The organism is Streptomyces sp. NPDC055025 (assembly GCF_053608565.1).
Genome location: NZ_JBSGVS010000030.1, coordinates 86,904 through 99,312 on the forward strand (window position 1 = coordinate 86,904; position 12,409 = coordinate 99,312).

Annotated in this window: 10 protein-coding genes and 1 tRNA gene; 7 read left to right on the plus strand and 4 right to left on the minus strand. The window is 68.2% G+C overall.

The features are described from left to right. Window positions 1-134 precede the first annotated feature (134 nt). Genes ACWGDX_RS19915 through ACWGDX_RS19930 form a run of 4 tightly spaced genes read left to right on the plus strand, consistent with a single transcriptional unit; the run spans window position 135 to window position 4,518 of the window. Window positions 135-1,064 carry a branched-chain amino acid ABC transporter permease gene (locus ACWGDX_RS19915; RefSeq protein WP_365902429.1) on the plus strand — a complete coding sequence of 310 codons (930 nt, stop codon included), beginning with the start codon at window positions 135-137 and terminating at the stop codon, window positions 1,062-1,064. Window positions 1,065-1,069: 5 nt separating this feature from the next. After that, the gene (locus tag ACWGDX_RS19920) at window positions 1,070-2,914 is read left to right on the plus strand and encodes a branched-chain amino acid ABC transporter permease (RefSeq protein WP_453627257.1); all 1,845 of its coding nucleotides are present in this window, start codon (window positions 1,070-1,072) and stop codon (window positions 2,912-2,914) included. Between the two features lie 3 nt (window positions 2,915-2,917). Next, window positions 2,918-3,805 (plus strand): ABC transporter ATP-binding protein, encoded by an 888-nt coding sequence (locus ACWGDX_RS19925; RefSeq protein WP_453627259.1) that lies wholly within the window; start codon window positions 2,918-2,920, stop codon window positions 3,803-3,805. Then, entirely contained in the window at window positions 3,802-4,518 is a 717-nt protein-coding gene (locus tag ACWGDX_RS19930) for an ABC transporter ATP-binding protein (RefSeq protein ID WP_453627261.1), read from the plus strand. Before ACWGDX_RS19925 ends, ACWGDX_RS19930 begins: the two co-directional genes overlap by 4 nt. A gap of 187 nt (window positions 4,519-4,705) precedes the next feature. On the opposite strand, the gene ACWGDX_RS19935 is transcribed toward ACWGDX_RS19930, so the two are convergent. Then, window positions 4,706-5,359 carry an ANTAR domain-containing response regulator gene (locus tag ACWGDX_RS19935; RefSeq protein ID WP_066954595.1) on the minus strand — a complete coding sequence of 218 codons (654 nt, stop codon included), beginning with the start codon at window positions 5,357-5,359 and terminating at the stop codon, window positions 4,706-4,708. A gap of 99 nt (window positions 5,360-5,458) precedes the next feature. Here ACWGDX_RS19935 and ACWGDX_RS19940 point away from each other — a divergent pair. Together ACWGDX_RS19940 and ACWGDX_RS19945 are read left to right on the plus strand one after the other, a co-directional pair. Next, a tRNA-Leu gene (locus ACWGDX_RS19940) sits at window positions 5,459-5,531 on the plus strand. Between the two features lie 109 nt (window positions 5,532-5,640). Then, window positions 5,641-6,435 carry a helix-turn-helix domain-containing protein gene (locus tag ACWGDX_RS19945; protein ID WP_453627263.1) on the plus strand — a complete coding sequence of 265 codons (795 nt, stop codon included), beginning with the start codon at window positions 5,641-5,643 and terminating at the stop codon, window positions 6,433-6,435. Here ACWGDX_RS19945 and pyk read toward each other — a convergent pair whose 3' ends face one another. Beyond that, a complete protein-coding gene (gene pyk, locus ACWGDX_RS19950) occupies window positions 6,436-7,869 on the minus strand; it encodes a pyruvate kinase (protein WP_453627265.1) in 1,434 nt (477 codons plus the stop codon). It lies immediately after the preceding gene. A 130-nt stretch (window positions 7,870-7,999) separates the two neighbouring features. After that, a complete protein-coding gene (locus tag ACWGDX_RS19955) occupies window positions 8,000-8,716 on the minus strand; it encodes an SIMPL domain-containing protein (protein ID WP_453627267.1) in 717 nt (238 codons plus the stop codon). 237 nt (window positions 8,717-8,953) lie between these two features. Here ACWGDX_RS19955 and ACWGDX_RS19960 point away from each other — a divergent pair, with 237 nt between their 5' ends. After that, on the plus strand, window positions 8,954-10,747 hold the full coding sequence (locus ACWGDX_RS19960; RefSeq protein WP_453627269.1) for a bifunctional metallophosphatase/5'-nucleotidase: 1,794 nt from the start codon (window positions 8,954-8,956) through the stop codon (window positions 10,745-10,747). An 87-nt stretch (window positions 10,748-10,834) separates the two neighbouring features. On the opposite strand, the gene ACWGDX_RS19965 is transcribed toward ACWGDX_RS19960, so the two are convergent. Then, the gene (locus tag ACWGDX_RS19965; RefSeq protein WP_453627271.1) at window positions 10,835-12,244 is read right to left on the minus strand and encodes a lysine N(6)-hydroxylase/L-ornithine N(5)-oxygenase family protein; all 1,410 of its coding nucleotides are present in this window, start codon (window positions 12,242-12,244) and stop codon (window positions 10,835-10,837) included. Window positions 12,245-12,409 lie beyond the last annotated feature (165 nt).

The following is a 12,409-nucleotide window of genomic DNA, read 5'->3' on the forward strand; positions in this document are numbered from 1 at the left end:
CGGCCCCCACACCCCGGCCTAACCCGCCACCTCGGTTTAACCCGCCCCTAACCCCTAACCCCCCCCCCCGCGGGGGGCCCCACAACACGCCCCCCCGCGCGGTGCCACATCCGAAGAAAATCGGAGGACCCGCGGTGCACGAACTGCCGCAACAGCTGGTCAACGGCGTGCTATTGGGCTCCATGTACGGGCTCGTCGCCATCGGCTACACGATGGTCTATGGCATCGTCCAGCTCATCAACTTCGCCCACGGCGAGATCTTCATGACCGGCGGCTTCGGCGCCCTCACGGTCTGGCTCATCCTGCCCACCGGCACCACCATGTGGCTGGCCCTGCCGCTCATGATCGTCGGAGCCGTCATCGTCGCCACCACCATCGCCATCGGCGCGGAACGTTTCGCCTACCGCCCCCTGCGCGGCGCCCCCAGACTCGCTCCGCTGATCACCGCGATCGGCCTCTCCCTGGCGCTCCAGCAGGCCGTCTGGGCCTGGTACCCCGAAGCGAAGTCCGCCCGCACCTTCCCGCAGATCCCCGGCGGCCCCTTCCACATCGGCTCCGTCACCATCCAGACCGGTGACATCTTCCTCATCGCCGCCGCCCCCCTCTGCATGGCGATCCTCGCGTTCTTCGTGATGCGCACCCGCACCGGACGAGGAATGCAGGCCACCGCACAGGACCGCGACACCGCCAAACTCATGGGTGTCAACACCGACCGCATCATCGTGGTCGCCTTCGCCCTCGGCGCGGCCTTCGCCGCCGTCGGCGCCGTCGCCTACGGCCTCAAGTACGGCGTCGTCGAATACAAGATGGGCTTCCTCCTCGGACTCAAGGCCTTCACCGCCGCGGTCCTCGGCGGCATCGGCAACATCTACGGCGCCATGCTCGGCGGACTCGTCCTCGGCATCGCGGAAACCATGGCCACCGCATACATCGCGGACATCCCCGGTATGCAGCAGCTCGGCGGCCAGTCCTGGGCCGACGTCTGGGCTTTCGTACTCCTCATCGTCGTACTCCTCGTCAGGCCACAAGGCCTCCTCGGCGAGCGCGTCGCGGACAGGGCGTGAGAACCATGACCACACAGACCCCCCTCGCGGACTCCCCGGACTCGCCGGACATCCCGCACGCCCCGGCCGAACCGCCACGCGGCGGACTCGTCCCGCTGCCCGCCGCCACCGCCCGTGCACTCGCGGCCGGCGGCGGCGTCCTGACGGTCATCAGCGCCTTCCTGGCCTGGACCTGGACCTCCGAATTCCCCGGAGACCTCACCGTCTACGGCTACCCCGGCGGCCTCCAGTGGCAGGTCCTCATCGCCGGAGTGCTCACCGTCCTCTTCGCGCTGGCCTCCTACGGCGTCAAGGGCACCCGCTGGCTCGCCCCCGCCGGCGCCGACGCGGCCGTCAAACTCGCCGCACTCGCCGCCTTCGCCACCGCCTGGTACACGCTCATCGCGATCACCGTGAAGCTCGGCGGGCTCGCCAACCTCGAACCCGGCGGATACGTCACCGGCGCGGCCACCCTGCTCACGCTCCTCGGCGCCCTCGGGCTCCCCTTCGAGCGCCCCGCGCTCGACCCCGCCGACCCCGAGGACACCGGCTGGGACCAGTTCAAGCACAACGCGGGCAACCGCTGGACCACCTTCAAGGCCGCCTTCACCACCGGGACCGTCAGCGCCTCGCGCACCCTGCCGAGCTATGCCGAGATCCTGATCATCACGGCCGTCCTCGCACTCGGCCTCGGCGTCTTCACCTACGGCATCGGCACCGAGTACGACGAACTGTTCATCGGCTTCATGATCACCGCGGGCCTCGGATTCGCCGCGCTCAACAAGGCCGGGCTCATCAGCCGGGTCTCCGAGATCACCGCCCGCCACCAGAACATCACCATCGCCGGCGCCTTCATCGCCGCCGCGTGCTTCCCGTTCACCCAGACCAACGACCAGTTCGCGACCATCGGCGTCTACATCCTGATCTTCGCCACCGTCGCCCTCGGCCTCAACATCGTCGTCGGCCTCGCCGGACTCCTCGACCTCGGATACGTCGCCTTCCTCGGCGTCGGCGCCTACGCGGCGGCCCTCGTCTCCGGCTCGCCCACCTCACCGCTCGGAGTGCACTTCCCCTTCTGGGCCGCCATCCTCGTCGGCGCCGGAGCGTCCCTCGTCTTCGGCGTCCTCATCGGCGCACCCACCCTCCGCCTGCGCGGCGACTACCTCGCCATCGTCACCCTCGGCTTCGGAGAGATCTTCCGCATCACCGTCAACAACACCGACGGCACCTCCGGACCCGACATCACCAACGGCTCCAACGGCATCTCCTCGATCCCGAACCTCAACATCCTCGGATTCGACCTCGGAGCCGAACACGCCATCGGCGGCATCACCATCGGGCGATTCGCCAACTACTTCTTCCTCATGCTGCTCATCACGGCCGTCGTCGTCCTCGTCTTCCGACGCAGCGGCGACTCCCGTATCGGCCGCGCCTGGGTCGCCATCCGCGAGGACGAGACCGCCGCGCTCGCCATGGGCATCAACGGCTTCCGCGTCAAGCTCATCGCCTTCGCCCTCGGCGCCTCCCTCGCCGGACTCGCCGGCACCGTACAGGCACACGTCACCTACACCGTGACACCCGAGCAGTACCTCTTCGCCTGGCCCGTACCGCCCAACTCCGCGTTCCTCCTCGCGGCCGTCGTCCTCGGCGGCATGGGCACCATGAGCGGCCCCCTCGTCGGAGCCGCCCTGCTCTACCTCATCCCCAACAAACTCCAGTTCCTCGGCGACTACCAGCTCTTCGCCTTCGGACTCGCGCTCATCCTCCTCATGCGCTTCCGCCCCGAAGGGCTCATCCCCAACCGGCGCCGCCAACTGGAATTCCACGAAACCGCGGAAGCGCCCACAGTCCTCAGCAAGACAGGGGCCTGATCCATGACCACCGACACCACCACCAAGGACACCGCCCCGGCCGCCGCGCCCGGCGAAACCGTCCTCGACGCCCGGGGCGTCACCATGCGCTTCGGCGGCCTCACCGCCGTACGCTCCGTCGACCTCACCGTCGGCAGCGGCGAGATCGTCGGACTCATCGGCCCCAACGGCGCCGGCAAGACCACCTTCTTCAACTGCCTCACCGGGCTCTACATCCCCACCGAGGGCGAAGTCCGCTACAAGGGCACCGTCCTGCCCGCCAAATCCTTCAAGGTCACAGCCGCCGGCATCGCCCGCACCTTCCAGAACATCCGCCTCTTCGGCAATATGACCGTTCTGGAGAACGTGCTCGTCGGCCGGCACACCCGCACCAAAGAAGGACTCTGGTCCGCCCTCGTCCGCGGCCCCGGCTTCCACCGCGCCGAAGCGGCCTCCCGCACCCGCGCGATGGAACTCCTCGACTTCATCGGCCTCGCCGACAAGGCCGAGCACCTCTCGCGCAACCTCCCCTACGGCGAGCAGCGCAAGCTCGAAATCGCCCGCGCCCTCGCCAGCGAACCGGGACTCCTGCTCCTCGACGAGCCCACCGCCGGCATGAACCCGCAGGAGACCCGGGCCACCGAGGAACTCGTCTTCGCCATCCGGGACATGGGCATCGCCATCCTCGTCATCGAGCACGACATGCGCTTCATCTTCAACCTCTGCGACCGGGTCGCCGTACTCGTCCAGGGCGAGAAACTCGTCGAAGGCGACAGCCAGACCGTCCAGCAGGACGAACGCGTCATCGCCGCCTACCTCGGCGAACCCTTCGAAGGCGCGCCGGGCGCCGAGGAGGCGGCCGAAGTGGAAGCCGCCGAAACCGGGGCCGCAGGCAAGGAGAACGACCGATGACCGCACTGCTCGAGGTCGAGGACCTGCGCGTCGCCTACGGCAAGATCGAGGCCGTCAAAGGCATCTCGTTCAGCGTCGAGGCCGGCGAGATCGTCACCCTCATCGGCACCAACGGCGCCGGCAAGACCACCACCCTGCGCACCCTCTCCGGACTGATCAGACCGCTCGGCGGCCAGATCAGGTTCAACGGCAAATCGCTCAAGAAGACCCAGGCACACGACATCGTCGCCCTTGGTCTCGCGCACTCCCCCGAAGGCCGGCACATCTTCCCCCGCATGACCATCGAGGACAATCTGCTCCTCGGCGCGTTCCTGCGGAAGGACAGCGACGGCATCGCCAGAGACGTCCAGCGCGCCTACGACCTCTTCCCCATCCTCGGGGAACGGAGGAAGCAGGCGGCCGGCACGCTCTCCGGCGGCGAACAGCAGATGCTCGCCATGGGCCGCGCCCTCATGTCCCAGCCCAAACTGCTCATGCTCGACGAACCCTCCATGGGGCTCTCACCGATCATGATGCAGAAGATCATGGCCACCATCAGCGAACTGAAGTCCCAGGGCACCACCATCCTGCTCGTCGAACAGAACGCGCAGGCGGCGCTCTCACTCGCCGACCAGGGCCATGTCATGGAAGTCGGCAAGATCGTCCTCTCCGGCACCGGACAGAACCTCCTGCACGACGAATCCGTACGCAAGGCCTACCTCGGCGAGGACTGACGACCCGACCGGTACGGCGCGCACGCGGCGCACGGCCCGTACACCCCGTACCCAAGGCAGCACGGCAGGAGGCCCGCCCCGATCAACTCGGGACGGGCCTCCTGCCGTACACACGTACGGGTACAGGCGCGGGGCGCGTACGGGCACGGGACCCGGCGGGCGCGTACGGGCACGGGGCGCGTACGGGCTACTCCCCCTTGGACGCCTTCTTCTCCTTCGCGTCCTCGATAACCGCCTCCGCCACCTGCTGCATCGACAGCCGCCGGTCCATCGACGTCTTCTGGATCCACCGGAACGCCGCCGGCTCCGTCAGCCCGTACTGCGTCTGAAGAATCGACTTCGCCCGGTCCACCAGCTTCCGCGTCTCCAGCCGCTGCGTCAGATCCGCGACCTCACGCTCCAGCGTCCGCAGCTCCGTGAACCGCGACACCGCCATCTCGATCGCCGGCACCACATCACTCTTGCTGAACGGCTTCACCAGATACGCCATCGCCCCGGCGTCCCGGGCCCGCTCCACCAGATCCCGCTGCGAGAACGCGGTCAGCATCAGCACCGGCGCGATGGACTCCTCGGCGATCTTCTCCGCCGCCGAGATCCCGTCCAGCACCGGCATCTTCACATCCAGGATCACCAGATCCGGCCGGTGCTCCCGAGCCAGCTCCACGGCCCGCTCACCGTCCCCGGCCTCACCGACGACCGCGTAGCCCTCTTCCTCGAGCATCTCTTTCAGATCGAGACGGATCAGAGCCTCGTCCTCGGCGATGACGACACGCGTCGTCAGTGGCGGAACGTGCGACTTGTCGTCATCGTCGACGGGCTGGGGCGACTCGGGGGCGGTCACGGGGGCTCCTCGTTCAGACAGGATGCTGCTCCCTTGAGCCTACCGAGCTGCGGTATGGTTGGGGCACGGAGGGTCTTCGCCTTCCTTCGTTTTGAAGGAGCCCCGGTAGCCCAGCGGTAGAGGCCATGGATTCAAAACCCATACAGCGTCGGTTCGAATCCGACTCGGGGCACTCTCCCTTTGATTCCAAGGTGGATCACCCGAGTGGCGATCTTCACTCTTGCTGGTGATCGCGTGTTCGGTTCCTGGCGTGGCGCAGAAGATCACGTAAAGCTCCCGCCATGGAACAGCACGACCCCTCGATACGCGAGGAAGCGCTCGCCCTGCTGAGGCGAGGCATGACCAACCGGGTTGTTGCCGAACGTCTGAACGTGCCGCGCGGCACGATCGGATGGTGGCGCCACCAAGACCGCAGGAAGCGCGGCGAGCAGGTCCCACCCCGGCTTTCGCTGCTCTGCCCGATCTGCGACGGCCGTCCGCTCGACCGGGCCGCCTACGCATATCTGCTGGGGCTCTATCTCGGCGATGGCCACATAAGCCACTACGTGAAGCACAAGGTCCCCAGCCTGATGCTCACGCTGGACGATGCGTGGCCGGGTTTACAGGACGCGGCAGAAGCGGCCCTCCGGGCCGTGTTCCCGCACAACGCCACATGGCGCCTGCGCCGTAAGGGCTGCCATAACATCAAGGTCTGCTCCAAACACCTGCCGTGCCTGTTCCCCCAGCACGGGCCGGGCAAGAAGCACGAGCGGAAGATCGAACTCGCCGCCTGGCAGCAGGCGATCGTCCAGGAACAGCCCTGGGACTTCATACGCGGCCTGATCCACTCGGACGGCTGCCGGATCACCAACTGGACCGAGAAGGTCATCGGCGGCGAGCGCAAGCGGTACGAGTATCCGCGCTACTTCTTCTCCAACGCCTCCGCCGACATCCTGCGGCTCTTCACCGACGCCCTCGACCTGGTCGGCGTCGAGTGGAAGTCGACCAACCAGCGGACGCGGCTGGCCAAGAACATCTCCGTCGCCAAGCGCGCGTCCGTCGCTCTTATGGACGCGCACATCGGGGCCAAGTACTGATTACTTCGGGCTGTCGTCCTCGCCGATGTGGTGGACCCGTACCAGGTTCGTCGAGCCGGTGATTCCGGGCGGGGAGCCGGCCGTGATCACCACGGTGTCGCCCTTCGCGCAGCGGCCGATCCTGAGGAGTTCCTCGTCGACCTGGGCGACCATCGCGTCCGTGGAGTCGACCCGCGGGCCGAGGAAGGCCTCGACGCCCCAGGTGAGGTTGAGCTGCGCGCGGGTGGCGGGGTCGGGGGTGAAGGCCAGCAGGGGGATCGGTGAGCGGTAGCGGGAGAGGCGGCGGACGGTGTCGCCGGACTGGGTGAAGGCGACGAGGAACCTCGCGCCGAGGAAGTCACCGATCTCGGCCGCCGCGCGGGCGACCGCGCCGCCCTGTGTGCGGGGCTTGCTGCTTTCGGTGATCTCCGGGAGGCCCTTGGCGAGGATGTCCTCCTCGGCCGCCTCCACGATCCGGCCCATCGTCCTGACGGTCTCGACGGGGTATTTGCCGACGCTGGTCTCGCCGGAGAGCATCACGGCGTCGCTGCCGTCGATGACGGCGTTGGCGACGTCGGAGGCCTCGGCGCGGGTGGGCCGGGAGTTCTCGATCATCGAGTCGAGCATCTGGGTGGCGACGATGACGGGCTTGGCGTTGCGCTTGGCGAGCTTGATGGCGCGCTTCTGCACGATCGGGACCTGTTCGAGGGGCATCTCGACGCCGAGGTCGCCGCGGGCGACCATGATGCCGTCGAAGGCGGCGACGATGCCGTCGATGTTCTCGACGGCCTGGGGCTTCTCGATCTTGGCGATGACGGGGAGCCGGCGGCCTTCCTCGTCCATGACGCGGTGGACGTCGTTGATGTCGGCGCCGGTGCGTACGAAGGAGAGCGCGATGACATCGGCGCCGGTGCGCACGGCCCAGCGGAGGTCGTCGATGTCCTTCCCGGAGAGCGCGGGGACGGAGACGGCGACACCGGGGAGGTTGAGTCCCTTGTGGTCGGAGACCATGCCTCCCTCGATGACGAGGGTGTGGACGCGGGGTCCGTCGACGGAGGTGACTTCGAGGGTGACTTTGCCGTCGTCGACGAGGATGCGTTCGCCGGTGGTGACGTCGGCGGCGAGTCCTTCGTAGGTGGTGGCGCAGAGATGCCGGTCGCCTTCGACGGGTTCGACGGTGATGGTGAATTCGTCGCCGCGTTCAAGGAGTACGGGTCCTTCGCGAAAGCGGCCGAGCCGGATCTTCGGGCCTTGAAGGTCGGCGAGGATTCCGACGCTGCGGCCGGTTTCCTCGGCGGCTTTCCTTACGCGGTGGTAGCGCTCCTCGTGGTCGGCGTAGGTGCCGTGGCTGAGGTTGAGGCGGGCGACGTCCATTCCGGCCTCTACCAGTGCTTTGATCTGGTCGTATGAGTCGGTGGCGGGCCCCAGGGTACAGACGATTTTCGCTCGGCGCATATATCGAGCGTAGGGCTTACCGATGGGTAGCGAATTGGCCGTGCATGACCACTCAACAACCTTTGCGTTAAGGGCTGTTGACAAGTGTTGAATTGTGCGGGGGTCCGCTCCGATGAGCATGGACGCGCATTCAGGCGCCGAGGTCGGGCGGTGTCATCGTGAAGCGCGCGTTCACCTGGGCGTGGACGGTCTGGCGTTGCGGTTCGAGATCGAGCGCGGGCGCGGCTTCGACCGCGTCGGTGGCGCCGAAGGACCGGCTGCGCAGGGCGCCCGCGGGGGCCATCCCGTAGGCGACGGGGGCCTCCGCGCCGAGGTCGGCCAGTTCGACGAGGGCGGCGAGCCGGGCGCCGAGCGCCTCGGCGTATTCGCGGGCGCGCTGGACGGCTTCCCGTACGGCTTGGCGGCGGGCCTCGCCGTGGGCGGGCGAGTCGGGGCGCAGGGCCCACCAGGGGCCGCCGACCTGGGTGAGTTCGAGATCGGCGAGGCGGGTGGTGAGTTCGCCGAGGGCGGTGAAGTCGGTGAGTTCGACGGTGAGGTGGACCCGGCCGTGGTAGGCGCGGATTCGTTCGCCCCGGCCGTGCTTGGTGAGTTCGGGGCTGATGGAGAAGGCGCCGGTCTCCAGCTTCTCGACGGCCTCGCCGTAGGACTTGATGAGGGTGAGTGCTTCGGCGTTGCGCCGGGTGAGGTCGTCGAGCGCGGTGCGCCGGTCGGTGCCGCGGGCGCCGATGGTGACGCCGATCCTGGCGATCTCGGGGTCGACTTCGAGGCGTGCCTCGCCGCGGACGGCGACGCGCGGGGTGTCCGGGGTGCCGTAGGGCGGTGCGGGGGTCGGTGCGTCGGTGATCATCTGCGGCTCGCTCCCTCGTGCGGCTGTACGGGCGGGTACGGCGTGGACTACGGCGGGTACGGCGGGTACGGCGTGGACCACGCCAGGAACGGCGGGCCGCCCCGTACGCCCACTCTCGCACTCGGGTACGACAGTCGGCAGTCATCTGATCGAAACCTTGCGGGGGTGTTGCGCTCCGGTGCACGTGAGCCAGAATCTACGCGCGTTGTTGACTGCTTCGACGGAGAAGAGAACGAAATGCCGCTGAACCGAAGGACGTTCCTGGGCAGCACCGCTGCCGCCGGTGCGGGTATGGCCCTGGCGGGAGGTGCGACGGTGCCGGCCGCGGCCGACAGCCGCGACCGGGACCCGGAGCGGTACTCGTTCACCGTGATGGGGACGACGGACCTGCACGGCAATGTCTTCAACTGGGACTACTTCACGGACAAGGAGTACGACGACACCGCCCACAACGACATCGGTCTCGCGAAGATCTCCACGCTGGTCAACCAGATCCGTGAGGCGAAGGGCCATCGGAACACGCTGCTGATCGACGCGGGTGACACCATTCAGGGCACCCAGCTCTCGTACTACTACGCGAAGGTCGACCCGATCACCGCCAAGCGGGGTCCGGTCCACCCGATGGCGCAGGCCATGAACGCGATGGAATACGACGCGGCGGCGCTGGGCAATCACGAGTTCAACTACGGCATTCCGCTGCTTCGGAAGTTCGAGAAGCAGTGTGACTTCCCGCTGCTGGGTGCGAACGCGCTGGACGCGAAGACGCTCCAGCCGGCGTTCCCTCCGTATGTGATCAAGAAGCTGCGTGTGACGCACGCCGCGGATGTGCGGGTGGCGATCCTCGGTCTGACGAACCCGGGTATCGCGATCTGGGACAAGACGAATGTCCAGGGGCAGATGACGTTCTCGGGCCTGGAGGAGCAGGCGGCGAAGTGGGTGCCGAAGCTGCGGTCCATGGGCGCGGATGTGGTCATCGTATCGGCGCACTCGGGTACGAGCGGTACGTCCTCCTACGGCGACCAGGTGCCGTATGTGGAGAACGCGGCGACGCTGGTGGCCGAGCAGGTGCCGGGAATCGACGCGATCCTGGTGGGCCACGCGCACTCGGAGATCGCGGAGCGCCGGGTGGTCAACAAGGAGACCGGCAAGGAGGTTGTGCTGTCGGAGCCGTCCCGCTGGGGTATGCGGCTGACGACGTTCGACTTCGAGCTGGTGGAGGAGCGGGGCTCCTGGAGGGTCGAGAGCGTCTCCGCGAAGGTCCTGAACTCCAATGCCGTGGAGGAGGACCCGAAGATCGCCGACCTGCTCATCGACGAGCACCGCAAGGCCGTCGAGTACGTCAATCAGGTCATCGGTACGTCGACGGCGACGATCACCACGGTCGACGCGCCGTGGAAGGACGAGCCGATCATCGATCTGATCAACCATGTCCAGGCGGAGACGGTGAAGGCGGCTCTGGCGGGCACCGAGTGGGCGGCGCTGCCGGTGCTGTCGCAGGCGTCGTGCTTCTCGCGTACGGCGGCGATCCCGGCGGGCCAGGTGACCATCAAGGACGCGGCGGGTCTGTACCCGTTCGAGAACACGATGGAGGCGCGGCTGCTGACGGGCGCGCAGATCAAGGACTATCTGGAGTTCTCGGCGAGGTACTACGTGCAGACGCCGGCGGGCGGTCCTGTGGACACTTCGAGGCTGACGAACGCCCAGGGCACCCCGGACTACAACTATGACGCGGTGTCGGGTCTGACGTACGACATCGACATCGCGAAGCCGGTGGGCTCGCGGATCGTCAATCTGCGGTTCGAGGGCGCCGCGCTGGACCCGGCGGCGAAGTTCGTCTTCGCGGTGAACAACTACCGGGCGAGCGGTGGCGGCAACTTCCCGCATGTGGCGACGGCTCAGCAGCTCTGGTCGAACTCGGACGAGATCCGGAACACGATCATCAACTGGGTGCAGGCGGCGGGCACGGTGGATCCGGCGCAGTTCGCCTCGGTGGACTGGAAGCTGACACGCGACGGTACGCCGGTCTTCTGACCTGTACGAGCCGCACGGCCCGGCGCACGCCTCCCCGCGTCGGCGGGCCCCCGTGTCCTCGGGCCGCCGTACCGGCGGGCGCGCGTGTCAGCGGACTTCGGTGAGCGGGACCAGACCCCTCGGTGCGGGCACCGGGCGGGTCCGGTCCCCGCCGTCGAGTCCGAAGCTGGTGAACGCGGTGCGCCGGGGCAGCGGGTAGGGCTCGGTGCCGGTGAGGTGGTTGAGGATCGTGGCGCTGCGCCAGGCGGCGAGCCCGAGGTCGGGTGCGCCGACTCCATGGGTGTGCCGTTCGGCGTTCTGTACGTAGACGGAGCCGGTGACGGCGGGGGCGAGCGCGATGCGGTGGTGCTCGTCGACACGGAGGCGTTCCGAGCCGTCCCTGCGCAGATACGGGTCGAGTCCGGCGAGGAGCCCGTCGAGGGGGCGTTCGCGGTAGCCGGTGGCGAGGACGACGGCGTCGGTGGTGATCCGGCTTCTGGCGCCCTGCTGGGTGTGTTCCAGATGGAGTTCGACCTTGGTGGTGGCGACGCGTCCGGCGGTGCGGACGGAGACTCCGGGGGTGAGGACGGCGTCGGGCCAGCCGCCGTGGAGGGTGCGCCGGTACAGCTCGTCGTGGATGGCGGCGATGGTGCCGGCGTCGATGCCCTTGTGGAGCTGCCACTGCCGGGGGACGAGTTCGTCGCGTACGCGCTCGGGCAGGGCGTGGAAGTAGCGGGTGTAGTCGGGGGTGAAGTGTTCCAGGCCGAGCTTGGAGTACTCCATGGGCGCGAAGGCCTCCGTACGGCCCAGCCAGTGGATCCGTTCCAGCCCGGTGGGGCGGCAGCGCAGCAGGTCGAGGAAGATCTCCGCGCCGGACTGTCCTGATCCGATGACGGTGATGTGCCCGGCGGCGAGCAGCCGGTCGCGGTGGTCGAGATAGGCGGCGGAGTGGATGACGGGGACCGTGGGGGCTTCGGCGAGGGGCCTGAGCGGTTCGGGGATGTACGGCTCGCTGCCGATGCCGACGGCGATATGGCGGGCGTGGGCGCGGCCGAGCGCTTCGGCTTCGCCCTCGTGGCCGGTCTGGGTGAAGTCGATCTCGAACAGGGCGCGTTCGGGGTTCCAGCGGACGGCGTCGACCTGGTGGCCGAAGTGAAGTCCGGGGAGCTGGCCGCTGACCCAGCGGCAGTACGCGTCGTATTCGGCGCGCAGGATGTGGAAGCGCTCGGCGACGTAGAAGGGGAAGAGCCGGTCGCGGGCCTTGAGGTAGTTGAGGAAGGTCCAGCGGCTGGTGGGGTCGGCGAGGGTGACCAGGTCGGCGAGGAAGGGCACTTGCAGGGTGGCGTCCTCGATGAGCAGTCCGGGGTGCCAGTGGAAGGCGGGGCTCCGGTCGTAGAAGGCGGTGCCGAGGCCTCCGTGCACACCGTCGGCGAGTGCGGCGAGGGAGAGGTTGAACGGCCCGATGCCGATGCCCACGAGGTCGTGGGGGTGGTCGAGGCGGGTGGGGTACGCGGTCATCGGCGGGGCTGCCTTCCACGGGTCGGGCACCCGGGTGTCCGGGGTCGGTGACGGTGTCCGTGAAGCACAACGAGCCGGTTCCGCGTGGGGTATCGCCGTCGGTGAAGGACGGCTGAAAACGCTCCGCCCCGGGATCCGGCCGCCCGCGTGGGAGCGGTACGGCGG